Origin of the sequence: Streptomyces dengpaensis (assembly GCF_002946835.1) — a bacterium.
GTDB lineage: Bacteria > Actinomycetota > Actinomycetes > Streptomycetales > Streptomycetaceae > Streptomyces > Streptomyces dengpaensis.
On record NZ_CP026652.1, the window covers coordinates 7,791,522 to 7,816,515 of the forward strand.

Below are 24,994 nucleotides of genomic sequence, written 5' to 3' on the forward strand. Positions count from 1 at the left end.
GCAGCAGATGTGCGCGGGGCGTCCTGCGGGCCGCCGGTGTCCCACCGAGGCTGCGGAGACCGTGCTGTCGGCGCCCAGATCACGCGCCGTAGACTCCCCGAGTGACCGCCACCGCAACCTCCGTAGACGAGCCGGAACAGCTCGAACCCCAGGCCGCACCCGCCTCGCGCGGTGCCGGACTGGCCCGCCGTCTCGTTCCGGCCGCTGTCGCGGCGCTCTCCGGAGTGCTGCTGTACGTCAGCTTTCCGCCACGGAGCCTGTGGTGGCTGGCCCTGCCGGCCTTCGCGGTTTTCGGCTGGAGCCTGCGCGGCCGCACCTGGAAGGCGGGTCTCGGGCTCGGTTATCTGTTCGGCCTCGGGTTCCTGCTGCCGCTGCTCGTGTGGACCGGTGTCGAGGTCGGCCCCGGGCCGTGGCTGGCTCTCGTCGCGATCGAGGCGGTGTACATCGCGCTCGTCGGTGCGGGCATCACGCTCGTCTCACGGCTGCCCGCGTGGCCGCTGTGGGCGGCCGCGGTGTGGATCGCGGGCGAGGCGGCACGCGCGCGTGCGCCGTTCGGCGGCTTTCCCTGGGGAAAGATCGCCTTCGGACAGGCGGACGGCGTCTTCCTGCCACTCGCCGCGGCGGGCGGCACTCCGGTCCTGGGCTTCGCGGTCGTGCTCTGCGGCTTCGGGCTGTACGAGATCGTGCGCCTCGTCGTCGCAGGCCGCAGTACCCGTGTCGTCCCGCGAGGCGCCGCCGCGGTGGCCCTGCTCAGCGTCGCCGTGCCCGTCGTGGGCGCGCTCGCCGCGCGGACGGTGGTGAGCGACAAGGCGGAGAACGGGACGGCGACCGTCGCGGTCATCCAGGGCAACGTGCCGCGCGCCGGACTCGACTTCAACTCGCAGCGGCGCGCCGTTCTCGACTACCACGCGCGGGAGACCGAGCGGCTGGCCGCCCAGGTCGAGGCGGGCAAGGTCGCGCAGCCCGACTTCGTGCTGTGGCCGGAGAACTCCTCTGACATCGACCCGTTCACCAACCCCGACGCGCGCGCCGTCATAGACGGGGCGGTCAGGGCGATCGGCGCCCCCATCTCGGTGGGCGGCGTCGTGGAGCGGGACGGCAAGCTCTTCAACGAGCAGATCCTGTGGGACCCGGCCAAGGGCGCCGTCGACACGTACGACAAGCGACAGGTCCAGCCCTTCGGCGAGTACCTCCCGCTGCGTTCGCTCATCGGGGCCATCAACAGCGACTGGACGAGCATGGTCCGCCAGGACTTCAGCCGCGGCACCGAGGCAGGCGTGTTCACCATGGACGGCACCAAGGTCGGCCTCGTCACCTGCTACGAGGCCGCCTTCGACTGGGCCGTGCGCAGTACCGTCACCGACGGCGCGCAGCTGATCTCGGTGCCCAGCAACAACGCGACCTTCGACCGCAGCGAGATGACCTACCAGCAGCTCGCCATGTCCCGCATCCGCGCCGTGGAGCACAGCCGCACGGTCACGGTGCCGGTGACGAGCGGTGTCAGCGCCGTGATCATGCCGGACGGGAAGATCACCCAGAAGACCGGGATGTTCGTGGCGGACTCGCTGGTCCAGAAGGTGCCGCTGCGCTCCTCCCAGACCCCGGCCACGACGCTCGGGATCCTTCCCGAGATGGTCCTGGTGCTGGCCGCGGCGGGCGGGCTCGGCTGGGCGGTGGCGACGACGGTGCGCGGACGGCGGAGCGGCGACGTCCAAGAACAGCCCGCCCAGGCTGCCGCAACTGTGTAACGCCGGGGGCCCGTTAGGGTCGGTGCATGGCAACTCCTGACTTCATCCGCACGATTCGTGCCACCGCCGGTCACCAGCTGCTCTGGCTGCCCGGAGTCACCGCCGTCGTCTTCGACGACGAAGGGCGAGTACTGCTGGGACGACGCTCCGACAACGGCCAATGGTCGGTGATCGGCGGTATTCCGGACCCGGGGGAGCAGCCGGCGGCCGCCGTCGTACGGGAGGTCTTCGAGGAGACGGCCGTGCAGTGCGTCGCCGAGCGCGTCGTGCTCGTGCAGGCGCTGAAGCAGGTCACCTACGACAACGGCGACACCTGCCAGTACATGGACATCACGTTCCGATGCCGTGCTGTCGGTGGCGAAGCCTGTGTCAATGACGACGAGTCGCTGGAGGTCGGCTGGTTCGACCTGGACGCCATGCCGGAGCTCAACGAGCACGCACTCTTCCGGATCAAGCAAGCGCTGACGGACGCACCTACATGGTTTGACCCTATGACCTGAGGGTCAAGTGTGTGGGGTCACTACATCGGTTGGGGCGCGGGTGCTGCCTAGGGTCGAAGGCATGACCGCGCTCAGCGCCCTTCAGGGCCCTCACGCCCCCGTACTCGATCTCGGCGGCCGTACCGCCCTTGTCACCGGCGCCGCGAGCGGCATCGGCCGCGCGTGCGCGCTGCGGCTCGCCGCCGCCGGAGCCAAGGTGAGAGCGGTCGACCGGGACGCAGCGGGTCTGGACACGCTGACCGGACAGGCCCAGGGACTCGCGGGCACCGTCGATCCGTACGTCCTCGACCTCACCGACCTCGACGCCGCGGAACAGGCCGCCGCGGGCACCGACGTCCTCGTGAACAACGCGGGCCTCCAACTGGTCCGCCCCATCGAGGAGTTCCCGCCCGACGTCTTCCACACCGTACTGACCGTGATGCTGGAGGCACCGTTCCGGCTCATCCGCGGAGCGCTGCCCCATATGTACGGTCAGGGCTGGGGCCGTATCGTCAATGTGTCGTCGGTCCATGGGCTGCGCGCCTCGGCTTTCAAGTCGGCCTATGTGGCCGCAAAACACGGTCTTGAGGGGCTCTCGAAAACCGCCGCCCTGGAAGGCGCGGCCCATGGAGTCACCTCGAACTGTGTGAACCCCGCCTATGTGCGCACTCCACTGGTCGAGAAGCAGATCGCCGACCAGGCGCAGGTGCACGGGATTCCGGAGGAACGCGTGCTGGCCGAGGTATTGCTGCAGGACAGCGCGGTCAAGCGGCTCATCGAGCCGGCGGAGGTCGCGGAGGCGGTCGCCTATCTGTGCGGTCCGCACGCGGCCTTCATCACCGGTACGTCCCTGGCGCTGGACGGCGGCTGGACCGCACACTGAGCCGGAACCGGTCCCTGCGCATGACTGTCGATCGAGCCGGTCCATGCGAACGATCATCGATTCATGCGAACAACTGTGCGGACGGCGATCCGGAGTCAGGCGTGAGTTATCCACAGGGCCCGGGGCGCCGGGCCGCCGATGCGTAATCCTGTGTGCATGTCCCGCGATCACGTGCAGTCCGCAGAGCGCTCCGCCGACAGTGCGGAGGCGCCGTTTCTGGAGCTCCTGGCCAGGGGCGCGTCCGCCGACGCGTACGAGCAGCCGGTGCTCCTCGCCCGCGCCGAGAGCCGGCCGCCCGAGCGCATCGCCGCGCTCGAACAGGCCAAGCTGCTCGCCCTGCGCGTCCGCTCGGAGATAGAGGGCCGACGCCGCCGTGAGGCCGAGCTCTCCGCGCTCTTCGAGACCGCGCACGACCTGGCGGGCCTGCGCGACCTCGACGCCGTGCTGCAGGCGATCGTGCAGCGGGCCCGGTCGCTGCTGGGCACGGACGTCGCGTATCTGAGCCTGAACGACGAGGCCAGGGGCGACACCTATATGAGGGTCACCGAGGGCTCGGTCGCCGCGCGCTTCCAGCAGCTGCGGCTCGGCATGGGGGAGGGGCTGGGCGGACTCGTCGCGCAGACCGCCCGCCCCTATGTCACCGACGACTACTTCCACGACGAGCGTTTCCAGCACACCCAGTCCATCGACGCGGGCGTACACGACGAAGGGCTCGTGGCGATTCTCGGCGTGCCGTTGATGATCGGGCCCCAGGTCATCGGGGTGCTGTTCGCCGCGGACCGCCGCGCCCGGGTCTTCGAGCGGGAGCAGATCGCCCTCCTCGGCTCGTTCGCTGCCCTGGCCGCGGCCGCGATCGACACGGCGAACTGGCTCACAGAGACCCGCTCCGCCCTGGACCGCCTGGGCCGCGCCAACGAAATCATCCGGGACCGCAGCGGAGTGATCGAGCGCGCGTCGGACGTCCACGACCGGCTCGCCGAGCTCGTGCTGCGCGGCGGCGGAGTGCACGACGTGGCCGCCGCCGTGTCCGAAGTCCTCGACGGAACCGTCGAGTTCGCCGAGCCGGGTGACGCGCCGCCCGCCGCCCTGGAGGCATCCCGCACCGAGGGCCACGCCGTACGGCACGGGGACGACTGGGTCGCCGCCGTGGCGGCGGGCGGCGAACTGCTCGGCGCGCTGGTGCTGCGCGGGCATCCGGGCCTCGACCCCGTCGACCAGCGCACCCTGGAGCGCGCCGCGACGGTCACATCACTGCTCCTGCTGGCCAGACGCTCCGCCTCGGAGGCCGAACAGCGCGTCCGCGGCGAGCTGTTGGACGACCTGCTCGACTCCCGCGACCGCGATCCGCGGCTGCTGCGCGAGCGCGCCGCCCGTCTGCACGCGAACCTCGACGGCCCCCATGTGGTGCTGGCCGCCCGGCTCGACGCCGCGTCCGCAGACGCGGACCAGGAGGCCGCCGCCCGCAGACGCCTGTGGTCGGCCGCCTCCCATCTCGCCACCACCCGGCACGGGCTGGCCGCCACCCGCGACGGCGGCACCGTCCTGCTGCTCCCCCTCGGGCCCGGCGACACGGCGACAAGTCTGGCCCGCCGCACGGCCAAGGACCTCGGCACCGCCGTGCGGGAGGGGGTCACCGTCGGCGCCTCCGCGCCCGTCGAGCGGCTCGCCACCCGCCCCGACGCCGTGGCCGCGGCGTATGCGGAGGGACAACGCTGTCTGGACGCCCTGCGCCTGCTCGGCCGGGCCGGGGACGGCGCCGCCGCCGAGGACTTCGGCTTCGTGGGGCTGCTGCTCGCCGGGGACCGGGACATCTCCGGCTTCGTCGAGCGCACCATCGGCCGCGTCGTTGCGTACGACGAACGGCGCGGCACCGATCTGCTGCGCACCATGGACGCGTACTTCGCGTGCGGGATGAGCCCGGCGCGCACGAAGGACGAACTGCACGTGCATGTGAACACGGTCGCGCAGCGGCTGGAGCGGGTGGGGCGGCTGCTCGGGGACGACTGGCAGAGCCCGGCCCGCGCGCTGGAGATCCAACTCGCCCTGCGACTGCACCGGTTGTCGTCCGCCGCACCGCACTGACCCCCGTACGCATCCTCTGCGTACGGGGGCCGTGACGGGGCGGGGATCAGGGTCAGGCGATGCGCGCGTCCGCCGTCGGGGCCTCCGCGGGCCGATCCTCGGTCGAGACGTCGACGTCGGCCAGGTCGCGGTGGTGTGTCTCCTTCGCGACACCCACCGCGATCAGTGTCACGACGGCCGCGGCGATCACGTACAGGGCGATCGGTGTGGAGCTGCCGTAGTCGGACAGCAGGGCGGTCGCGATGAGCGGTGCGGGCGCGCCCGCCGCGACCGAGGCGAACTGGGCGCCGATGGAGGCACCGGAGTAGCGCATCCGGGTCGCGAACATCTCGGAGAAGAAGGCGGCCTGGGGCGCGTACATCGCGCCGTGCAGGATCAGTCCGACGGTGACCGCGAGGATCAGGTTCCCGAAGCCGCCGGTGTCGATGAGGGCGAAGAACGGGAACATCCACAGGCCGACTCCGGCGGCGCCCAGCAGGTACACGGGCCGGCGCCCGATCCGGTCCGAGAGTGCGCCCCAGGCCGGAATGACGGCGAAGTGCACGGCGGACGCGATGAGCACCGCGTTGAGCGCGGTCTGCCTGGAGACGCCGGCCGCCGTGGTGGCGTACACCAGGATGAAGGCGGTGATCACGTAATAGCTGATGTTCTCCGCCATGCGGGCGCCCATCGCGATGAGCACGTCACGCCAGTGGTGGCGCAGTACGGAGACGAGCGGCAGCTTCTCGGCCTCCGCGGCCTGTCCGTCCTGTGTCGCCTGACGGGCTTCCGCCTGGGCCAACGCCTGCTTGAACACCGGAGATTCATCGACAGACAGACGTATCCACAAACCGACGATCACCAGGACGCCGGAGAGAAGGAACGGGATGCGCCAGCCCCAGGAGCCGAAGGCGCCGTCCGACAGCGTGGCCGTCAGCAGTGAGAGCACACCGGTCGCCAGGAGCTGTCCGGCGGGCGCGCCTGTCTGCGGCCACGAGGCCCAGAATCCGCGCCGCTTGGCGTCCCCGTGCTCGGACACCAGCAAAACGGCGCCGCCCCACTCGCCGCCCAGCGCGAAACCCTGCACCAGGCGCAGCACGGTCAGCAGCACGGGGGCGGCTACGCCGATGGTGGCGTACGTGGGCAGCAGGCCGATCGCGAACGTCGCCCCGCCCATCATCAGCAGGCTCAGCACCAGCAGCTTCTTGCGGCCGAGCCGGTCGCCGTAGTGCCCGAAGACGAGCGCGCCGATCGGCCGTGCCGCGAATCCCACCGCGTACGTCAGGAATGACAGCAGCGTGCCGACGAGCGGGTCGTAGTCCGGGAAGAACAGCTTGTTGAACACGAGGGCGGCGGCCGAGCCGTACAGGAAGAAGTCGTACCACTCGATGGTGGTGCCGATGAGACTCGCGGCGACGATACGGCGGAGGTTCGAGGGTGGTGGGGGAGCGGTTTCTGCGGAGGCCATGTGCGCCACTTCCTCGTGTGCGGTGGGGACGGGTACGTGTCGGCACACGGTAGGAAGTCCCAGGTCGGACGCGTATGTGGTGAGACACCATAGTTCTACGCGCCGGAGTGCGTGCGCCCAACATGGGGGGTGCTGCAGGAGCCGTAGAGAGGGTTCTAGCGACACCCTCACGGCTTCTGTCCGATTTGTTCTTGCGGTGACGCCCTACACGGGCGTATGGCCCTCCAGGTAGTCACGCACGGTTTCGGGCAGCCCGGAGTTGATGGCTTCTGCGAGCGGAACCCAGCGGAGCTGCTCTGGGGTGAACCGCCCCTGCGTGGACGGGTCTTGGCTCAGCAGTTGGCACACCACGGCCGACCGTGTGTCCGCTCGCGCGTCCGCAGGCCGCAGAAGCGTTGAACCGTCAGCGAGGTAACCGGTGAGCTCGTACACCAGGCGCGCCGCGGTGGCCTCCGGCGTTTCGGCGAGCTCCGGAGCGCCCGAGGGTAGTCCCCAGCCGTCCTGCGCGTCCACCAGCAGCAGCCGTCCGTCGTACACGACGACCGCCTCCACCACGCCCTGGGCAGCCCGCTCCAGCGTCATGACCCAACCGTTCCTTCCCTCTTCGCGTGACCGCTCGGCCGGTCCCTGTCCGAGTTCCCCTTGCCTACCCTGGACACATCGGTTCACGCGCTGAGCCCGTGGCCCTCAGGCGCTGCTGTGCGAGCGCGGCTTGCCACTGGGGCGGTAGCGGCACTTCCGGTGGCTATCCGGCCGGGCTCTCGTCCCGACAGCGCTCGTCCGCCATCGATGCCACGATCTGTGACCGGAAGGAGTATCCGAGCTTCGCCAGAATGTGTTCCACATGCGCGTCGGCAGTGCGCTTGGAGATCACCAGCTGCTCGGCGATCTCCCGGTTCGTCATACCCCGCGCGATCAGTGCGGCGGCTTCGCTCTCCCGCTGGGTGAGACCGTTGGTCCGGGTCGACTTGGGCTGTGCGGGGACATTGGGGGGCGTGTCGTTCTGCGACAGGGCGAAGGCCACCAGCTGTTCCCGCGGCAGCCGCGCGCCCTGTCGGCGCAGCCGCTCGAGCTGCCCGCTGCCCAGCGCCTCCCCGGCCGCCTTGAGCGCCTGCTCGTGCAGTTTCGTCAGCAGCGGATTGCCCAGTGCCCGTCGCTGGTCGAGCAGCGAGAACGGTGCGTCCACGCCGCCGAAGATCAGGGCGGCGCGTTGGTGGCGTCCTTGGGCGACGGCCGTCCAGGCGACGGCGTCCAGCGTGACGCCCAGGTTCAGTACGCCATCGCGAAGGTCATGCAGTTCCACGACCCGGCGACCGGTCCGCTCGGCCGCGTCGATGTCCCCGGCGGCGAGGTGGGCGACCGTCATGTAGCCGTAGGCGCAACCCTGGATGTAGCTTTCCTTGCTGCTCTCACCGACCAGCCGCGTCACGTCGGACAGGACGGCGATCCCGGCTTCCGCCCGGCCGCCGAGCGCCTGCACCCTGCCCAGGCGCAAGCTCGCCAGTGCCACGTCCAGGTCGGTGCCGACAAGGTGCAGTTCGTCCAGGGCCACGCTCAGGTCCGCCACCGCCTCGTCGCACTCGCCGAGGAAGCCCGATGCCTGGCCGGCACACATCCGGGCCAGGGCGGTCCATCGCGGATCGCCCAGTTGTCCGGCCTGCTCCCGCATCTCGCCGGCCAGCCGCTTCGCGGTGGCCTGGTCGCCCTGGAGAGCGGCGAAGGTGGAGGCCCACTGCAGTGCCCGTACACGCTCGGGGGACGCCTCCGGCTGCCGGGCCAGGGCCAGGTCCAACCAGTGGCATGCCTCGGCGGGCTGTCCGCTGCACAGCCAGTACGGCCACATCGCGGCGGCCATCGGCAGCAGTTCCCCGTCGGCGTGGGCGTACTCCAGGGCAGCGCGCAGGTTCTCGTGGTCAGGCAGCAGCGCCTTGTGCAGGGGCGCCTGGTCGGAGCTCAGGAACCGTTCCTCGAATTGGTGCAGCCGGCTTCGGTAGTAGGCGATCATCCGGTGTTTGACAGTGGCGGCCTCGTCGAGTTCCACCAGCCATTCGGCGCCGTACTCACGGATGGTGTCTAACAGCTGGTAGCGGTTGCCGAGGCGGAGTACCACCGACTTGTCGACCAGCCCGATCAGCGGGCCCACCACGGCACCGGTGGGCAGCTGGAGGTCCGTGCACACGGATTCCACTGCCGCGAGGTCGAAGGAGCCTGCGAAGGCCGACAGCCTGGCCCACAGCAGCCGCTCCGTCGGTGAGCACAACTCATGGCTCCATCCGATGGTCGTACGCAGCGTCTGATGCCGCGTCAGCGCCGCTTTCCGCCCGCTGTTGAGGAGCGCGAAACTGTCGTTGAGCCGCGCCGCCAGTTGTTCCAGTGACAGGGCCGCAGCCGTACGGCGGTCAGCTCGATGGCCATCGGAATGCCGTCAAGGCGGCGGCAGAGAGCAGCGGCGGTCCTGCGCTGGCTGTCGGTGAGCCTGAGGCCGGGAACAGCCACTGCCGCGCGTTGCTCGAACAGTTCCAGCGCGTCTCCCCCCGCGTCGCCTTCCGGCAGTCCCAGCGGCGTCACGGACAGCACATACTCGCCGGGGATGTCGAGGGCCTGCCGGCTGGTGGTCAGGATCTTCAGACGTGGGGCTTGGGACAGCAGCAGATTGGCCAGCAGGGCGCAGGCATCGACGAGATGTTCACAGGTGTCCAGAATGATCAGCAGCTCGCCGTCGGCGACGTGCTCGATGACCGAGTCGATCGGCGACTTGCCGGCCCGGCTCGGCAGCCCCAGCGCTTCGGCGACCACGCCGGGCAGGAGGTAGGGACCCTTCAGGCCGGAGAGCTCGGCCAGGCGCACACCGTCGGGGAAGTCTGTGGCGGCCTCGGTGGCGGCCCGCAGCGCGAGTCGGCTCTTGCCGACACCGCCTGGGCCGACCAGGGTCAGCAGTCGGGCCTGCCCCAGCAGCCGCTGTACGTCAGCCAGTTCGCCGCTGCGGCCGACAAAGCTGGTCAGTTCGGCCGGCATCTGTCCCGGGCGCCGCCATGAGAACCCCAACTCCATGTGAACCCGCCGCAGTCACCTTCCGTGCGTGCACGGTATCCGAGAGTAGCGGCCCGTTGGGCCTGTACAGGGACCCTTTCGTCAGCCCCGCTCCGCCGAGTCCCGGGCGCCGGGGCAGCGGCCCTGCTCCCGCCGGTTATCCGTGCGGAAGGTCGAACGGTCGCTGCCCTGGGTGATCCGGCGTACGCCGCCGCCACTTTGATGCGGGTGTCGCGTTGGAATTGCCGTGGCGCCGCAGGAGTGACGGTTCTGCGCCCGGGTTCGCCGACCCCCGGGCCGCGGCGCCACCGATCAGAGTTGCCGCGAAACTATGTGAAGGTTGAGACGAGTGCGGAAACATGTCGGCAAGCCAGAGATGTCCTCTTCCGTCAACGGTGAAGCGCCTGGTGGGCTGGTCGGCCGGGAACGGGAGGCGGCCGACCTCCAGGAGATGCTGGCGCGGCACCGTCTCGTGACGGTGGCCGGCGGTGCCGGTGTGGGGAAGAGCCGGCTAGCGGCCGACGCGGCGGCCGGGATGCGGAAGGGACCGTCGCGGCGCGTGGTCCAGCTGCGCTGGAGCGGCGGCCGGGCCGCCGCTCCGGGCGCACTGACCGCCGCGGTCCGCCAGGCTCTGACGGGTACGCGCACGCGCCCCGAGACTTCGGATGCCGGCAGCCTGGAGCGGTGCCTGCCTGCCACGGACATCCTGCTCTTCCTCGATGACATCGACCCAGTCCACCGGGAATGCGTGGGAGTGGTGCAGCGTCTGCTGATGGCCGCACCGAGACTCCGGGTTCTGGTGACGGCGCGGCGGGCCCTGGGGTTGGGCGAGGAGCGCGTGCTGCCGCTGCCGCCGCTCAGCACGGAAACGGCGGACAGGCCGAGCGGTCCCTCGCCTGCGGTGGAGCTGTTCCTGGACCGGGCGCGCGCTGCGGTAGAGGGGTTCCGCGCCGATGACGCGGGCCTGCGGGCGGTGGCCGGGATCTGCCGGTCGCTGGAGGGATTTCCCCTCGCGATCGAGCTGGCCGCGGAGCAGGTGGCCCGCCATGGGTTGAGCGATCTCGCGGAACTTCTGGAGCGCCACCAGTGCTGGCTGGGCAGTCAGCGCCCGGCCCTGCGGCGGCACCGGTCTCTGCGGGACGCCATCGGTGCCAGTTACGTGCTTTGTGACCGGACGGTGCGGATCGTATGGGGCCGGGCCAGCTTCTTCACCGGAGCATTCAACGAGTCAACCGCCGTGTTCCTGTGCGCCGGTGGCGGTATCGAACCGTGTCAGGTACCCGCCTGCCTGGCCCAACTCGTGGCCGTGGGCATGCTGGAGCCGGTGCGCGACCCGGGAGGGCCCCGCCAGCCTCGGTACCGGATGGTGCGGGCCGCACGGGACTTCGGCGCCGAACGGCTGCAGGAAGCGGGGGAGTTCGCGGTGGCCGCGGAACGCCGTGCGGCCTACTGCCGGCAAGCGGCGGCGGTCGCCGAGAACCTGTGGAGCACCGGCTGCCAGTCGGAGGCCGTACACCTCGTGCGGGACGAACAGGATGACCTCAGGGCGATGTTGCGACACGCGCTGAGCCATGCCGAACACGCGGCCGTGGCCCTGGAGACGGTCGTCCTCCTGTGGTTTTGGTGGGCGGTGTGCGAAGGGGGCGAGGAAGGGCGCGGGTACCTGTTGCGGTTACTGCCGTTGTGCCCGGCTGACAGTCCGGTGGTGATGCGTGCCAGATGGCTGGCGGCATGGCTCACCGCGTGCAGCGACGCGCGAACCGCCCGAACGCTGCTGGGCCGGGCCTGGCCGGCGGCCGTGCTGGCCGGCGACGACGCCACGATCGGCCGGATCGCCCATGTCCAGGGCACCATCGCCCTGTGTGAGGGCGACCCGGTGGCCGCCTCCGAGCACTTCCAGGAAGCCGCACGCACCATCCCGGCCCGGGCATCCGGCGGCCCCTCGCCGGCCGCGAGCCTGGCCGCCCTGGCCGTGGCCCAGGCCGACTTCGCGCCGCGCGCCGCGCGCCGCACCGCACGCCGCGCCCTGGCCCAGACCGACATCCGCGGCGACGCCTGGGCATGCGTCCTCGCCCGCTACGCCAAAGCGTTCGTCGATCACCGGCACGGTCACAGCGGCCGAGCCTGGCACCGGGCACAGCGGACGCTCGCCGCCCTGGACACCAACGTGCCGGACCCGTACGGTGCCGCCGCTTTGCGACAGCTGATCGCCGACATCGAAACCGGCACGCCCGGCCACCTCGCGCCCGGCCACCTGTGCACGCCGTACGTACCGCAGCCCCGCATGGTGGCGTCCTCGCCGGTCTCCGCCGCAACCGGCGCGGCATGATGACCAGGTGCGCCGTGCAGCCTCGTGCGGGCGTGGCCCGCCGCTCGGGCGTGTGCGTCAGGGCGTGGCCGTAGACGTTGAAGGGCGGGGAGTGTGGCGGTGCACCACTCAGGTGGCGCACCGCGACATCTCGCGCCCGCGCGGGGCCGGACGCGGAGCTTACGCGGGCTGCTCCTGGCCCTGGCTGTTCGGGCACCTCACCGCGAGGGCCGCGATGTCGTCGTCGAGCCTTCCGCCGCTGAAGTGGAACAGGTCCTGGTGAAGCCGGTCGAGCAGCTCGCGCGGCGAATCCAGGCTCTGCCTCCGCATCCAGTCCGGCAGCGGGAAGAACTCGCCGGTGCGGTCCCGGGTCTCCGATACGCCGTCGGTGTAGAGCAGCAACTGGTCGCCCGGGGCGAAGGTGCGGGTGTCGACGCAGTACTGGCCACCCATGAGCGCCGCGAGGTTGAGGGGCGGCGAGGGGATCGTGGGCTCCAGAACTCGGATCTTCCCGTGATGGGCAAGCAGCGGCGGGGGGTGCCCGCAGTTGAGAAGTCTGACGTGACCGCCGCCGTGCGGGATCTCCGCGATGAGAGCGGTGGCGAAGCGCTCCGGCAGATCCTGGCCGGGAAACGCAGCGCTGTGGCGGGCGATACTGGTCTCCAGGCGATCGATGATGCCCCTCAGGTCCGGCTCGTCGTACGCGGCCTCCCTGAAGCAGCTGATCACCGCCGAGGCCGACCCCACCGCGGACAGGCCCTTGCCCCGAACGTCGCCGATGAGCAGCCGCACCCCGTACGGTGTGCCGACCGCCTCGTAGAAGTCGCCGCCGATCCGGGCCTGCTCCTGGGCCGCCAGATACAGCGACTCGATCTCGACGTCCGCGATGCGGCGCGGGAGGGGGCGCAGGAGCACCTGCTGGGCCGCGTCGGCGACGAGCCGGACCTGGAGGAGCATCTCCTCCCGCTGGAGTCGGACATGGCTTGCGTACGCGGCCGCCAAGGTGACCGCGACGATCGCGGCAGCCGTGTACTGCGTTCCCAGGTCGGTGTTGACGAGGCCGAGACCGATCATGGCCAGCAGGCAGAACAGGCCCAGAAGGATCGTGGGGATCACGGGCCACATCGCTGCGGCGAGGGCGGGGGCGGCGGGCAGAAGGCGGCTGATGGCGATCTCCCTCGGCGTGGAGAACGCCAGGCCGACGATCAGGGCGGTGAGGATCACCGGTGCCAGCAGGGCAACTTCCCACCGGCCGCCGTAGGGGGGACGACGGCGCCGCAGCCGTCCGGACATGATCACAAACCGCATCATATCGGTTAAAGCGGGCATTCCTCTCTGGTGGGGTAAGACCCTGGGCGTGCGGTACGGCAGAGATCTTGAACGCGGGAACGGATCGGCACTCGCCATCCTGCGGCCCTGGTTCTGCGTTCCGGCGGTGGGCGGGGTCACGCTTCCGCGGCGACGCGCAGTCGGCTGCGTCGGGGAGGCTCCCCGACGCAGCCGACGGTTCCGGTCGACAGGGCTACGGGTGCAGCACCACCTTCGTGTATCCCTCGATCCGCTTGTCGAACTTGTCGTAGGCCGACGGCGCCTCATCCAGAGTCATTTCGTGGGAGACGACAAAGCTTGGCTTCGCCCGCCCGTCGATGATCAGGTCGCGCAGGTACCGGTTGTAGCGCTTCACGTTGCACTGTCCCGTACCCACCCGCAGGCCCTTCTCGAAGAGCTTGCCGATTCCGACGAGGAGCATGCCGTGTTTGGCCTGATCGTCCGGGCCTCCAGGGTCGGCCGGGACATAGAGGCCGGGCACGCCGAGCGCTCCGGTGGCCCGGACCGTGCCGACGAGCGAGTTCAGGACGGTCGCCGGTTCCTCGCGATCCGCGCCGCGTGCCATCGCCTGGTAGCCGACGGCGTCAATGCCCTTGTCCGTACCGACGCCCTCGGTCTGCTCCTTGATCTGCTCGATCGGGTCACCCTCGGCGAAGTTGATCGGAATCGCGCCTATCTCCTCGGCCTTCTGCAGCCGCTCGGCGACTCGGTCCACGACGAACACCTTTCCCGCGCCGCGGATCAGAGCCGAGTAGGCGGCCATGAGCCCAACTGGCCCTCCGCCGTACACCGCTACGCTCTCGCCAGGACGGACCTGGGCGAGTTCACAGCCGTGGTAGCCGGTGGGGAAGATGTCGGCGAGCAATATGAAATCGCTCTCGTGCTCGTTTCCCGGCGGCATCTTCAGGCAGTTGAAGTCCGCGAAGGGGACGCGCAGGTATTCGGCCTGGCCGCCCATCCAGGGCCCCATGGCGACGTAACCATAAGCTCCGCCCGCGAAACCGGGATTGACGGTCAGACAGTATCCGGTGAATCCGTCGACGCAGTTGGTGCAGAACCCGCAGGCGACATTGAAGGGCATGACCACGCGGTCGCCCTCCTTGAGCGAGGTGATGCCCTCGCCGAGTTCCTCGATGATTCCCATGTTCTCGTGGCCGAACACGATGCCGGGTTCGGCAGCGGTGCGGCCCTCGTACATGTGCAGATCGGAGCCGCATATCGCGGTCGAGGTGATCCGTACGATCACATCGTTCGGATGCTGGATGCTGGGCTTTTCAACCTCTTCGACCGCAACGGTGAACGGTCCCTTGTAAACGACGGCCTTCATGGCTGCCACCTCCACTCGGCAACGCGCTTTCTCGTTGCCACGCCCCCGCCCCGCTTTCTCCGCGTGACCTATGTCTCATGATTCTCCGGCCTGCTCGATAGAACAACCCGGTAACCTCGGGTGAATAACTGTCCTGCGCCGCACCAAGAAATTGGAGAGGGAGGCGAAACGTGTCAGCACAGCGACTGGGAACCCTGCTTGTTCCCGTACCGGGGCTCTCCGGCACCACCTACCCGCCAGGGACGACCGTGACTGTTCGCGGTCGAGGCGCGACTGTCGATGCCTTCGTCAACGGAGACTGGCTTCCTCTGTCGTGGTGGGAATTCTCCGACGGTCTCCGCGAGGACATCGCCGACCGCTGACATCTCCCGCGGCGCCCATGGCTCCGCATCGGATGCCGTGCGTGTCCGAACTGGCTCTCGCTGTCCGGTCGTTGCAGCCGACGTTTGTGCGCGGGAGCGTGAGCGACGCGTGGCCACGAACGTATCCGCGGCCCGTCGCCAGAGCGGGCTTCCCGCTGATTTCACCGGCCGCTCACGGCCTGTGTTCCACGTGCTCCTTGAAGTGCTCCAGGTCGCTTCGGACGAGCCGCTCGACCGCGTTCGCCTGAGCGAATCCCTTCGGTCCGCCGAAGGTCTCCCTGATGGTGTCGGGGTCGTACTCGACCCGTGCCTGGACCCGGGTGTGTTCCCGGTCGATCGGCTGCAGCGAGAGGGAGCCCTTCAGTTCGGGGGCGCCCGTGGTGCGCCACTCCATCACGCGTTCTCCTCCGCGGTCGGAGAGTTCGGCGTCGAGTTCTCGAGTCCGGCCGCGGGCCTCGACGTCCAGATGCGCTCGCCCATCCGCTTCCGTACGGGCGTCGCGCACTCCTTCCACGAAGCTCGGATAGTTCTCCACCTGGTGAAGGCTGTCCCAGGCCTTGTCGATCGGAACCCCGACGTCGACGTGTTCTTCGAGGGTGCTCATGGCTGACCTCCAGGTTCGGCTCATGACGCATGACCTTCTGCTTCCAGTGTGCGCCCAGCACCAGCGGGGTCGACCGGAACGCGAGACGGGGCTGACCACCATGTGACCGGCCGTGAGGCCCGCGCTTCATCGCCCGTGCGGCGGTCCTAGGCAGGTTCCACGTCGCCCGCCGGGCGCAGGCCGTCGAGCGCGGCCCGCAGGATCGGCTCGACGTAGCTGGGGTCGCCGTGAATCGTGGCGATGGCGATGATCATGTCGCAGATCTGTTCCAGGGTGAGGTCATCTCGGACTTCGTGAGCCGCCTGTGCGGCGACGAGGAGCGGTCGGCCGGCGGCCAGCACCCGGGTGCGGTTCTCGCTGAAGACGGGGTCGTCGCTGTCGGAGTGCGTCAGCAACTCGGAGGCGATGTCGTGCTTGCTGGTGAAGAAGGCGGAGAACCGGTGCAGCCAGGCCGCGAGTACCGCTCCCGGTGACTCGCCGTCGACCGTCTTCGCTGCCGCGCAGACGGCGTCGACCTCGTCGGTGTAGAGGGCCTCCAGGAGCTCTCGGCGGCCGGGGAAGTTGCGGTAGAGGGTCGCCATGCCGACCCCGGCGCGCCGTGAGATCTCGGCCATCGACACCTGGGCGCCGGGTTCGGCGAACGCGGCGCGAGCGGCCGCGAGGATCTTGTCGCGATTGCGCTCGGCGTCGGCGCGTCTCGACGGTGAAGGCGGCTGGTCCGAGGTCATGACTTCCTAACTGGAGAGGTTATCCGGTACGGTGGAACGGTAACCGGACAGGCTATCCGATTCCTCATGGGGCCTGATTCTACCCACCTGCCGCGACGGGTTCGCGGTGACTGGAGGAGCTTCCATGGACTACCGGCCTCTTGGACGTACCGACGTCTCCGTCAGCCGGCTGTGCCTCGGCGCGATGATGTTCGGCGCGTTCGGAAACCCCGACCACGACGACTCGCCGCCGACGCCCTCGGGGCGCTCGCCGACGAGGCCGGGATGACGCTCATCCAGATGGCGATCGCGTTCGTCACCCGGCACCCCGCGGTCACCTCCGCGATCGTCGGCCCGCGCACCATGGAGCACCTCGAGTCCTACCTGGCAGCCGACGGCGTCGACCTGTCCAGCGACCTGCTCGACCGCATCGACGAGATCGTGCCCCCCGGACACACCGTCAACGTCGCCGACAACATGTGGCACACCAGTACGTCCGCGCTCGACGCCGCGTTCCGCCGCCGGTAGACCAACCCGGCCGGGCCGGCCACCGCGGACGCCGGCGACACCGGGCGCGCGAACGCTGAGTTCGGCACCAACGGTGTCGCGTCCGTCAGGGACATCGCCCCGCGCTGAGGACCCGACACCTGCCGAGACGGCCCCAACGACCATACAGGGCGGCGGCGTTGTCAGTGGCGGCTGGCACGATCGGCGGTATGACAGACACGATCGAGGACTGGCGGCCCTTCCTGGTGCGCTGGAGCCAGGAGTGGGCGGACGCGCAGCACCCGGACGCACCGGCGGACGAGCGGTACGGACCGGACGAGGAGCCCCTGCGTACGCGTTGGCTGGGGTTCCCGCCCGCGTCCGAGGAGCGGATCCGGGCCCTGGAGGAGCGGCTCGGGCACCGGCTGCCGCCCTCGTACCGCTCGTTTCTGACGGTGAGCGACGGCTGGCGGCACGCGGGCGGCTTCGTGTGGCTGCTCGCCGGTACCGACCAGGTCCGGTGGCACGAGGACGCGGCGGGCCTGGCCGAGTTCTTCCCCGGCGAACTGGACGACGACCCCACGCCCGAGGAGGAGTTGCTCGCCGGGATGTGGGAGCGGGCGCTGCAACTGGACGTGGAGTCGGACATGGTCTACGTCCTGCTGGACCCGGGGGACGTGGACGACGCCGGTGAGTGGGCCGTGTACTGCTACGCGTCGTGGCGCGCGAGTCCTCCTGAACGGTACGCGTCGTTCCACGCGTTCATGGAGGCGATGTACCGGGAGTTCCACAGCCTGCAGGTGAGCCGCTCGGAGCGTGCGGGGGCGGTGTTCGTCAACGCGACGACGCGGGCACTGGACGCGTCCGTCGACGCCGCCCGGCTGGACGCGCTGGGCGGGCGGTACGAGCAGGCCTCGGCGGCTTTGGCCGAGGCGATCTCGTACGGCAGGCCCCGGGCGACAGGGCTGCGCGACCAGATCCGCCGGCTGCTCGGGGAGACCTACATGGTGTACTTCCACGGGCTCACGGCCGATCCGTTGTACGCGCCGGAGGTTCTGCCCGTGCTGGCGGCGGAGCACGTGCGGCACCACCGGGACCGCACGTCGTTGGCCCACCACCTGGGAGGCGCCTCCGACGAGGTCCGCGAGACGGCGGACGAGGTCCTGCGGCAGGTGACGGAAGGCGCCTTCCGCTACACCGCCGAAGGCGACTTCGGCCGTGCCGTGGAGGAGGCGCGGGAACAGGCACGCTGGGGCGACACGGACGCGGCCTGGCACACGCTGCGCGCCGCGCTGCCCGAGTGGCGGCCGGTCGGTCCGGACCACCTCGCCCCGTTCGGTCTGTGCGGCGACCCGCTCCTCGGCCCCCTGATCACCCCGGAGCGGGGCCGGGAACTGCTGGCCACGCCGCGGGCCGGACAGCGGGGGGACGCCCCGGCTCCCGCGGCCGACCCGGATCCGCCGGGCCTGGCGTGGCTGGCGGAAGGAGATCCCGGCAACTTCCTGGTGTCGTACCGCTTCCTCCTCGTGGAGTCAGTGGAGCCGGCCGAGCTGCCCGGCCGTATCGGCGCCGACGACACCGCCGTCCTGAACGAACCGATGACCTTGTGGGACTCGCGTACGCGTTTCCGCAGCAACCGGAACGTCTCGACGTGGGAGGACGAGGCGCTGACCGCCGTCGGCCGGGCGGGTCCCGGCTGGAGCTTCGCCTTCGAGCCGCGACCGGGCGGGAGCTTCGACGAGCAGCGGTTCGTCTCCCCGGGCATCGCCGCTTCCCGGGGCACCCGTGCGGTGACGGTGTGGAGCGAGCCCTTCGAGGGGCACCGCTTCGGTGTCTTCCATCTGTCCGTCACGGAGAACGGCGAGGAGCGGTACGCGTTCACCGTCCGGGGGACCGAGGTCAGCAGACGGGGGCCCGTGCCGGCCGCGCTGGACCCGGACCGCCTCTTCCCTCAGGACGAACCGCAAGGGGAGCGGCTGGGCGAGCGCCGCGCCCTGGATGCCCTCGCGGCCGAGTTCGGCATCCGGCTGCCGCGGTTCGCCCTCCAGCACGGACGTCTGCACACCTTCCGCACCCGGTCCTGGAGCCGGCCTCCGGGCCCGGGCGAGGCGTACGTGACTCTCCGCTTTGAGCGGCACAGGCCATAGGGACTTTGGGGCGAGCCGGACATCACACTCCAAATGGCGCCGCCGTCATGTCCCGCCAATACTGGGAGATCGGTGGCTGATGAGGAGTTCTCGATGACGGCGACACCCACGGTATCCGTGACCTTGCACGTGAACGGCGAGGAATACACGCTGGCGGGGCTGGACAATCGAACGACCTTGTTGGACGCCCTTCGTGAGCACCTCAAGCAGACCGGTTCGAAGAAGGGCTGCGGCCTGGGCATGTGCGGGGCGTGCACCGTGCTCGCCGACGGCCGGAGAATCAACTCGTGTCTGGCTCTGGCGGCGTTGTACGACCAAAAGGAGATCACGACCATCGAGGGCCTCTCGCAAGACAGCGAGACGGGCCTGCACCCGTTGCAGCAAGCGTTCGTCGACCACGACGGTTTCCAATGCGGCTATTGCACCCCCGGGCAGATCATGTCGGCCCTCGGCGTGCTCCAGGAGGGCCACACGGGCTCGGCCGATGAGATCCGGGAGTTCATGAGCGGCAACCTGTGCCGCTGCGGCGCGTACTCGAACATCGTGGCCGCCATCTCCCAGGTGGCCCAGACCCCGTTGGAAGCCCTGCTGGACGAGCAGCGGGCGGGGGCGTGAGCCATGCATCCCTTCACCCTTGAACGCCCGGACGACGCGGTCTCGGCCACGCGTATCGGGTCCGCTCCGGCTGCCGAGTACATCGCCGGCGGCACGGACATGATGCAGCTGCTGACCGACGAGATCCGGTGTCCGGAATATCTGGTGTCTCTCGACGGCGTGCTGGACGACCGCATCGAGGTTCTCAGTGACGGGTCGCTGCGCCTTGGCGCGGCGGCCAAGATGAGTGACATCGCGGCCGACCCGGACGTTTCCGCCGCTTTCCCCGTGATCGCCGAAGCGCTGCTGCTGTCGGCCTCGGGGCAGGTGCGGAACATGGCCACGATCGGTGGGAACCTCCTCCAGCGCACGCGGTGCCCCTACTTCCGGGATCCGGGCGTTCAGGCCTGCAACAAGCGCAGTCCTGGGTCTGGTTGTGCGGCCATGAACGGCGTCAACCGAACCAGTGCGGTGCTGGGCGTATCCAAGCACTGCATCGCGACGAACGCTTCCGACGTGGCGGTAGCGCTGGTGGCGTTGGGCGCGGAAGTTCACCTGGTCGGTCCGGGCGGCGAACGGATCATTCGCCTCGATGATCTGTATCGGGCACCGGGCGACACCCCGCACATCGAAACAGTCCTCGACTCGGGGGAGCTGATCACCGCAGTGGTCGTTCCGCCGACACCGACTGCCCGACGCTCGTACTACCTCAAGGTGCGCGACCGCGTGTCCTTCGAGTTCGCGCTGACCTCCGCGGCCGTGGCCCTGGAGATCCAAGACGGCTCGATCCGCGAAGCACGGGTGGCCATGGGCGGCGTCGGCACCAAGCCATGGCGCCTGCGCAGTGTCGAAAACGCGCTCAACGGCCGCGCGAACGGCATCGACACGTACCTGAATGCGGCGGAGTACGCGACCGAAGGCGCCGTCACTCGTGCGGGCAACCAGTTCAAGCCCGAACTGATGAAGCGCACGGTAGTCCGTGCCCTGAGCGCCGCCGGAGGGCGCGCATGACGACGACAGTGACGCCCACCACGACCTACATCGGGCAGGCGGTCAGCCGAGTGGATGGGCAGGCGAAGGTCACCGGGCAGGCCACCTACGCCGCCGAGTTCGATCCCGGCCCGAGAATGACGTACGGCGTTGTCGTCGGTTCCACCATCGCGAACGGCCGTATCACCTCGATCGACACGGCAGCGGCCGAGTCCGCGCCCGGTGTCGTCGCGGTGATGACCCACGCCAACGCGCCGAGACTCCCGTATCACCCGTGCCGATCCTTCATTGATGCCCAGGACGGTGAGCCGATCCACGTGCTGCAGGACGACCGCGTTCTGCACCATGGCCAGGCCATCGCACTCGTCGTGGCGGAGACCTTCGAGGAGGCGACGTATGCCGCGACGCTCGTACACGCTTCTTACGCCGAGGAGCCGGCCGCGACGTCCTTCGAAGTCGCTGCCCTGCGGGCCGTCCCGCCAGGGCCGGGCAACCAGCAGGCGGGCATGCCTGGCGACACACAGCGCGGCGACCCCGACATCGCATTGCGCACGGCCGAGGTGAAGGTCGACGCCACCTACGAGATCGCACGCGAGGACCACAACCCCATTGAGCTGTTCGCCACCACGGCGGCGTGGGACGCGGGAACGCTCACCTTGTGGATCAAGACCCAGTGGGTCAGCCACACGCGCGCCTACATCGCCGCGACCTTCGGGATCCGCCCCGAGGACGTCGAAGTCATCTCGCCCTTCGTGGGTGGCGCCTTCGGTTCGGCGCTGAGCGTCTGGCCGCACACCGTGATCGCGGCAATGGGGGCACGCCACGTCGACCGACCGGTGAAGGTGGTGCTCACGCGGCGACAGGGATTCCCGCTCACGGGCTACCGGCCCTACACCGCACAGCGCGTTGCACTGGGCGCCGATCGCAGCGGCAACCTGGTCTCCATCCACCACGAGGGTACGGCGGTGACCTCGGCGTACGAGCGGTTCGCGGAGAACCTCCTCGGTGCGACCCGATTCCTCTACCGGTGTCCGAATGTCGCCACGCGCTATCGCCTGGCCGAGATGAACGTCGGCACGCCGACTTCCATGCGGGCGCCCGGCGAGATCAGCGGCCTCTTCGCCCTGGAGTCGGCGCTCGACGAACTCGCGGAAGCCCTGGACATCGATCCGGTGGAGCTGCGGCTGCGCAATGACGCCGATCGAGATCTGCACCGGGATCTTCCCTTCTCCAGCCGAAACCTGCGCGAATGCCTCATCGCCGCGGCGGAGCGCTTCGGCTGGCAGGGGCGCGATCCGCGCGTCGGATCGATGCGTGACGAGCAAGGACGGCTGATCGGCTACGGATGCTCCTCCGCGACCTACCCCGTCTACAACTTCCCGGCCAGTGCGCGCGCGGTTCTCCACCCCGACGGTTCGGCCGACGTGTCCTCCGCGACGAGCGACATGGGCCCCGGAACCTATACGTCGATGACGCAGGTCGCGGCCGAGACACTGGGACTGCCCATCGAGCAGGTGCGCTTCGAGCTGGGAGACGCCAGCCTGCCGCAAGCGCCCCCGCACGGCGGATCGGCGACCATGGGCGGGGTCGGGTCAGCGGTGTACGAAGCGTGTACCAAGGCTAGGCGTCAAGCCCTCGAGCGGGCAGGGGAGACCAACGGTGACGTCAATCTCGCCCAGGTCATGAGGCGGTTGGGGCAGTCGGTCGAGGCAACCGCGGACTACCGGCCCAGTGACGAATCCAACCAGTACTCGATGCACTCGTACGGTGCCGTTTTCGCCGAAGTCAGGGTCGATCCGGACCTTGGCCTCGTTCGCGTGCCCCGGGTGGTCAGCGCGTTCGGGGGAGGCCGGATCGTCAATCCGAAGCTGGCCCACAGCCAGGCCATCGGAGGCATCGTGATGGGAATCGGGATGGCCCTGTTGGAGCACACGGCTGTCGATCCCCGGGACGGCCACGTGGTCAACGGCAGCCTGGCGGACTACCTCGTGCCCGTGAACGCGGACATCGGTGAGCTGGACCCGTTCTTCGTCCAGGACGACGATCCGCATGTGAACCCCCTGGGGGTGAAGGGAATCGCCGAGATCGCGGCGATCGGCGTGGCCCCAGCGATCACGAACGCCGTCTATCACGCCACCGGTGTGCGGGTGCGCACCCTTCCCGTCACTCCCGAGATGCTGCTGTCATCGCGGCAGGGATGACTCCCTGCCCCCGGCGGTCGTCACTCGGCAACCCCGGGGGTCGGCACTCGGCGCCGAACGCGACCCTCACGTACGGCGGGCTCCCGATGTCCTCAGCCACGCTGTGCACGGGCGGTTGAGGGACCGTCAGCTCGGGACGTAGTCCGAGACCAGCGCCGTCAGGCCGTAGTCCAGTTCCGAGCCGTCGACGAGGAGCGCCTCCACGGTGCGGGTCACGGGGTCGACGTCCGCGACGATTCCGTGGCCCAGGTAGCGCGGATAGCCGGATGCGCCCTGCTCGCCCGTGTACTCCACGACGGCCGAGCGGACGGCGCTGTCCTCGACCGCCGCGCCGAAGCGGTCCACGACGTGCTGGGGCACCAGCAGGATCACGAAGCGGCGCGGAACTGTCCTCATACCACGACGCTAGCCATGCGCCGCGCGCCCCGCACGTCAGCCTGCGGGCGGCAGGGGCCGACCGGTCAGGCTTGGTCGGCCGGGTGTGTCGGGGCTCGCCGGGTGTGTCCCGGGGCCCGCGGATTCGTTCGTGGCGACCCAGGAGGCGAGGAGGAGCAGACCGTCGTGGGAGGGGGTGCCGGGTTCGGCGGTCCAGACGACGAGCTGCTTGTCGGGATCGGAGGAGGAGGTGAGGTTCTCCCAGTCGAGAGTGAGGTGGCCGGCCACGGGGTGACGGATCTCTTACCGGCCCACCACTGACGGAATTGCTGGTCCTGCACGGACAGTTCCCCACGAGTGCCGTGAGGCGTGGGTCGTCCGGGTTCCGCGCGGCGTCCATGCGCAGAAAAGAAACGCAATCGTGGGCGAGTGCGTCCCAGTTCACATACCGGTCCCTCATCGGGGAATCGGTGAAAGCAGCCGTACGTAATTCCGCTGGTGTTGCGGAATCTGGGAGAAATCCGTGATCAGGGCAGCGGCAAGGGGATTCCAGGCCAGAATATCCATGCGGCGGCCCAGAACAAAAGCGGGGACGTCGGTGAGGGTGTCGAGGAGGCGCCGTATCTGCGGGCGGACCTTCTGCGCCTTCTGCCGGCGGGGCCGCGCGCTCTCCTTGCCGGCCAGTTCGAGCAGGTAGTCCCGCTGGTCGTCGTCCAGCCGCAGCACCCGCGCCAGGATGTTCAGAACCGGTGCGGAGGCATGCAGACGGCCTTGTTCGGTTAGTACTGAGTACTGATCGAGGCCAGCTGAGCGACTTCCTCGCGGCGCAGGCCAGGAACGCGCCGCAGTGTCCCACTCTCGGGCAGTCCCATGGCCCCGGGGGTCAGCTCGGCTCGGCGAGCCCTGAGGAACTGCCCCAGCTCGTTCCGGTGGACGTCCCTGATCATGCGCATCAGCCTACTGCCGCCACCGCTCAGTAACAGCTCGGCTGGGGGGTAAAGATTTCTACCCGGAACGTACCCTGCCGACGGGGAATTCCTCCGGCCCGAGAGACGTATCACGGTGTGACGCTCGAAAGCGTGGCCTGACGAATCCCGTAGCCGATTTGGGGTTCGTGTATGTCGAGGCCCCCAAATTCATCCGGAGAACGGAAACACACCTTTATGAAGCACGTTTCTCTCGGCGGACTCGATGTCTCCCGCATCGGCCTGGGCGCCATGTCGATGTCCGCCTATTACACCGGCGCGGGCTGGCCGCACCGGCCGCCATGTCGTCGCGGCCGCCGCCGCACGTGGTCTCACCCCGGGTCGGCCCATTCGCCGACCGCCCGGCAGCCCGGCCTCCGGAGGCAGCTGTGCCCATCGGGTTCAAGACGCTGCTCAGCGAACGGTGGAGTTGCCGTGCCTATCTGCCGGACCAGGTTCCCGATGACGTGATCGCGGAGATGTTCGCGATCACGCAGCGCACCGCGTCCTGGTGCAACACCCAGCCGTGGCAGGCGTATCTGACGAAGGGCGAGGCGACCCGGCGGTTCGCCGAGAGCCTGACCGAGCACGCGAGGACCCATGAGCAGGTGTCGGACCTCGGGATGCCCGCGGGGTACCAGCGTGTTTACAAGGAGCGCCGGCGCGGGGCCGGGTACGCGCTCTAGGCCAGGCTGGGGATCACGAGGGAGGACTGGGACTCCCGCGAGGCGCAGCGGCTGAGGAACTTCGAGTTCTTCGGCGCCCCGCACGTCGCCGTCATCACCACCGACCGCGACCAAGGTGTGTACGGCGCGATCGACTGCGGCGGCTACGTCGCGAATCTCATCAACGCCGCGTCGTCGCTGGTGCGCCGCTTCATCGTCAGGCAACATGGGCGGGAGTACGGCCCAAGATCCAGTCTTTCCTGGG

Annotated in this window: 21 protein-coding genes and 1 pseudogene; 12 read left to right on the forward strand and 10 right to left on the reverse strand. The window is 69.5% G+C overall.

What is annotated here, in order from left to right; genetic code table 11:
• Positions 1-101: 101 nt before the first annotated feature.
• The 4 genes from lnt to C4B68_RS36350 all read left to right on the forward strand — a co-directional run bounded on the left by lnt (position 102) and on the right by C4B68_RS36350 (position 5,192).
• Positions 102-1,748, forward strand: coding sequence for an apolipoprotein N-acyltransferase (gene lnt / locus C4B68_RS36335; protein ID WP_099503229.1), 1,647 nt, complete (start codon positions 102-104; stop codon positions 1,746-1,748).
• Positions 1,749-1,774: 26 nt separating this feature from the next.
• Positions 1,775-2,248, forward strand: coding sequence for an NUDIX hydrolase (locus C4B68_RS36340; protein WP_099503227.1), 474 nt, complete (start codon positions 1,775-1,777; stop codon positions 2,246-2,248).
• 61 nt (positions 2,249-2,309) lie between these two features.
• A complete protein-coding gene (locus C4B68_RS36345) occupies positions 2,310-3,110 on the forward strand; it encodes a 3-hydroxybutyrate dehydrogenase (RefSeq protein WP_099503225.1) in 801 nt (266 codons plus the stop codon).
• Between the two features lie 156 nt (positions 3,111-3,266).
• A complete protein-coding gene (locus C4B68_RS36350; RefSeq protein ID WP_099503223.1) occupies positions 3,267-5,192 on the forward strand; it encodes a helix-turn-helix domain-containing protein in 1,926 nt (641 codons plus the stop codon).
• Between the two features lie 52 nt (positions 5,193-5,244).
• On the opposite strand, the gene C4B68_RS36355 is transcribed toward C4B68_RS36350, so the two are convergent.
• The 4 genes from C4B68_RS36355 to C4B68_RS36370 all read right to left on the reverse strand — a co-directional run bounded on the left by C4B68_RS36355 (position 5,245) and on the right by C4B68_RS36370 (position 9,654).
• Positions 5,245-6,639 carry an MFS transporter gene (locus C4B68_RS36355; protein ID WP_099503222.1) on the reverse strand — a complete coding sequence of 465 codons (1,395 nt, stop codon included), beginning with the start codon at positions 6,637-6,639 and terminating at the stop codon, positions 5,245-5,247.
• A 204-nt stretch (positions 6,640-6,843) separates the two neighbouring features.
• Positions 6,844-7,221, reverse strand: a complete 378-nt coding sequence (locus tag C4B68_RS36360) for an NUDIX hydrolase (RefSeq protein ID WP_099503220.1) — start codon at positions 7,219-7,221, stop codon at positions 6,844-6,846.
• Positions 7,222-7,384: 163 nt separating this feature from the next.
• Positions 7,385-8,899: a LuxR C-terminal-related transcriptional regulator gene (locus C4B68_RS36365; RefSeq protein ID WP_099503218.1), complete on the reverse strand. Its 1,515-nt coding sequence runs from the start codon at positions 8,897-8,899 to the stop codon at positions 7,385-7,387.
• Positions 8,900-8,943: 44 nt separating this feature from the next.
• The gene (locus C4B68_RS36370) at positions 8,944-9,654 is read right to left on the reverse strand and encodes an ATP-binding protein (RefSeq protein ID WP_099503216.1); all 711 of its coding nucleotides are present in this window, start codon (positions 9,652-9,654) and stop codon (positions 8,944-8,946) included.
• A 364-nt stretch (positions 9,655-10,018) separates the two neighbouring features.
• Between C4B68_RS36370 and C4B68_RS36375 the strand changes: the two genes are divergently transcribed.
• The gene (locus tag C4B68_RS36375; protein ID WP_206337099.1) at positions 10,019-11,998 is read left to right on the forward strand and encodes an ATP-binding protein; all 1,980 of its coding nucleotides are present in this window, start codon (positions 10,019-10,021) and stop codon (positions 11,996-11,998) included.
• A 159-nt stretch (positions 11,999-12,157) separates the two neighbouring features.
• On the opposite strand, the gene C4B68_RS36380 is transcribed toward C4B68_RS36375, so the two are convergent.
• Complete coding sequence (locus tag C4B68_RS36380; protein ID WP_420824030.1) at positions 12,158-13,276, reverse strand: PP2C family protein-serine/threonine phosphatase; 1,119 nt, start codon at positions 13,274-13,276, stop codon at positions 12,158-12,160.
• 223 nt (positions 13,277-13,499) lie between these two features.
• Positions 13,500-14,633 (reverse strand): glutathione-independent formaldehyde dehydrogenase, encoded by a 1,134-nt coding sequence (locus C4B68_RS36385; RefSeq protein WP_099503210.1) that lies wholly within the window; start codon positions 14,631-14,633, stop codon positions 13,500-13,502.
• Positions 14,634-14,803: 170 nt separating this feature from the next.
• Here C4B68_RS36385 and C4B68_RS43730 point away from each other — a divergent pair, with 170 nt between their 5' ends.
• Complete coding sequence (locus C4B68_RS43730) at positions 14,804-14,995, forward strand: hypothetical protein (RefSeq protein WP_030190387.1); 192 nt, start codon at positions 14,804-14,806, stop codon at positions 14,993-14,995.
• A gap of 172 nt (positions 14,996-15,167) precedes the next feature.
• Here the strand turns inward: C4B68_RS43730 and C4B68_RS36395 are convergent, their stop codons facing one another.
• Together C4B68_RS36395 and C4B68_RS36400 are read right to left on the reverse strand one after the other, a co-directional pair.
• Complete coding sequence (locus C4B68_RS36395) at positions 15,168-15,599, reverse strand: SRPBCC family protein (protein ID WP_099503208.1); 432 nt, start codon at positions 15,597-15,599, stop codon at positions 15,168-15,170.
• A gap of 146 nt (positions 15,600-15,745) precedes the next feature.
• Positions 15,746-16,327: a TetR/AcrR family transcriptional regulator gene (locus C4B68_RS36400; RefSeq protein WP_099503206.1), complete on the reverse strand. Its 582-nt coding sequence runs from the start codon at positions 16,325-16,327 to the stop codon at positions 15,746-15,748.
• A 66-nt stretch (positions 16,328-16,393) separates the two neighbouring features.
• Here C4B68_RS36400 and C4B68_RS44885 point away from each other — a divergent pair, with 66 nt between their 5' ends.
• The 5 genes from C4B68_RS44885 to C4B68_RS36425 all read left to right on the forward strand — a co-directional run bounded on the left by C4B68_RS44885 (position 16,394) and on the right by C4B68_RS36425 (position 22,724).
• A complete protein-coding gene (locus C4B68_RS44885; RefSeq protein WP_206337100.1) occupies positions 16,394-16,834 on the forward strand; it encodes an aldo/keto reductase in 441 nt (146 codons plus the stop codon).
• A gap of 188 nt (positions 16,835-17,022) precedes the next feature.
• Positions 17,023-18,939, forward strand: a complete 1,917-nt coding sequence (locus tag C4B68_RS36410) for an SMI1/KNR4 family protein (protein ID WP_099503204.1) — start codon at positions 17,023-17,025, stop codon at positions 18,937-18,939.
• Between the two features lie 93 nt (positions 18,940-19,032).
• A complete protein-coding gene (locus C4B68_RS36415) occupies positions 19,033-19,554 on the forward strand; it encodes a (2Fe-2S)-binding protein (protein ID WP_240634582.1) in 522 nt (173 codons plus the stop codon).
• 3 nt (positions 19,555-19,557) lie between these two features.
• Positions 19,558-20,544 carry an FAD binding domain-containing protein gene (locus C4B68_RS36420; protein ID WP_099503200.1) on the forward strand — a complete coding sequence of 329 codons (987 nt, stop codon included), beginning with the start codon at positions 19,558-19,560 and terminating at the stop codon, positions 20,542-20,544.
• Positions 20,541-22,724, forward strand: a complete 2,184-nt coding sequence (locus C4B68_RS36425; protein ID WP_099503198.1) for a xanthine dehydrogenase family protein molybdopterin-binding subunit — start codon at positions 20,541-20,543, stop codon at positions 22,722-22,724. The genes C4B68_RS36420 and C4B68_RS36425 overlap by 4 nt, the downstream gene beginning before the upstream one ends.
• Positions 22,725-22,850: 126 nt before the next feature.
• Here the strand turns inward: C4B68_RS36425 and C4B68_RS36430 are convergent, their stop codons facing one another.
• Positions 22,851-23,120, reverse strand: a complete 270-nt coding sequence (locus C4B68_RS36430) for a hypothetical protein (protein WP_099503196.1) — start codon at positions 23,118-23,120, stop codon at positions 22,851-22,853.
• A gap of 36 nt (positions 23,121-23,156) precedes the next feature.
• A pseudogene (locus C4B68_RS36435) lies at positions 23,157-24,046 on the reverse strand (helix-turn-helix domain-containing protein).
• Between the two features lie 407 nt (positions 24,047-24,453).
• Between C4B68_RS36435 and C4B68_RS36440 the strand changes: the two are divergent.
• Positions 24,454-24,750, forward strand: coding sequence for a nitroreductase family protein (locus tag C4B68_RS36440; protein WP_167459227.1), 297 nt, complete (start codon positions 24,454-24,456; stop codon positions 24,748-24,750).
• The last annotated feature ends 244 nt before the right edge of the window (positions 24,751-24,994 follow it).

Excerpts from the sequence above, each read along its gene's own strand:
- C4B68_RS36395 (WP_099503208.1), bottom strand. The coding sequence starts at position 15,599 with ATGAGCACCCTCGAAGAACACGTCGACGTCGGGGTTCCGATCGACAAG.
- C4B68_RS36370 (WP_099503216.1), bottom strand. The coding sequence starts at position 9,654 with ATGCCGGCCGAACTGACCAGCTTTGTCGGCCGCAGCGGCGAACTGGCT.
- C4B68_RS36360 (WP_099503220.1), bottom strand. The coding sequence starts at position 7,221 with ATGACGCTGGAGCGGGCTGCCCAGGGCGTGGTGGAGGCGGTCGTCGTG.
- C4B68_RS36425 (WP_099503198.1), top strand. The coding sequence starts at position 20,541 with ATGACGACGACAGTGACGCCCACCACGACCTACATCGGGCAGGCGGTC.
- C4B68_RS44885 (WP_206337100.1), top strand. The coding sequence starts at position 16,394 with ATGGGGCCTGATTCTACCCACCTGCCGCGACGGGTTCGCGGTGACTGG.
- C4B68_RS36385 (WP_099503210.1), bottom strand. The coding sequence starts at position 14,633 with ATGAAGGCCGTCGTTTACAAGGGACCGTTCACCGTTGCGGTCGAAGAG.
- C4B68_RS36355 (WP_099503222.1), bottom strand. The coding sequence starts at position 6,639 with ATGGCCTCCGCAGAAACCGCTCCCCCACCACCCTCGAACCTCCGCCGT.
- C4B68_RS36420 (WP_099503200.1), top strand. The coding sequence starts at position 19,558 with ATGCATCCCTTCACCCTTGAACGCCCGGACGACGCGGTCTCGGCCACG.
- C4B68_RS36410 (WP_099503204.1), top strand. The coding sequence starts at position 17,023 with ATGACAGACACGATCGAGGACTGGCGGCCCTTCCTGGTGCGCTGGAGC.
- C4B68_RS36345 (WP_099503225.1), top strand. The coding sequence starts at position 2,310 with ATGACCGCGCTCAGCGCCCTTCAGGGCCCTCACGCCCCCGTACTCGAT.
- C4B68_RS36400 (WP_099503206.1), bottom strand. The coding sequence starts at position 16,327 with ATGACCTCGGACCAGCCGCCTTCACCGTCGAGACGCGCCGACGCCGAG.
- C4B68_RS36415 (WP_240634582.1), top strand. The coding sequence starts at position 19,033 with ATGACGGCGACACCCACGGTATCCGTGACCTTGCACGTGAACGGCGAG.
- C4B68_RS36430 (WP_099503196.1), bottom strand. The coding sequence starts at position 23,120 with ATGAGGACAGTTCCGCGCCGCTTCGTGATCCTGCTGGTGCCCCAGCAC.
- C4B68_RS36350 (WP_099503223.1), top strand. The coding sequence starts at position 3,267 with ATGTCCCGCGATCACGTGCAGTCCGCAGAGCGCTCCGCCGACAGTGCG.
- C4B68_RS36340 (WP_099503227.1), top strand. The coding sequence starts at position 1,775 with ATGGCAACTCCTGACTTCATCCGCACGATTCGTGCCACCGCCGGTCAC.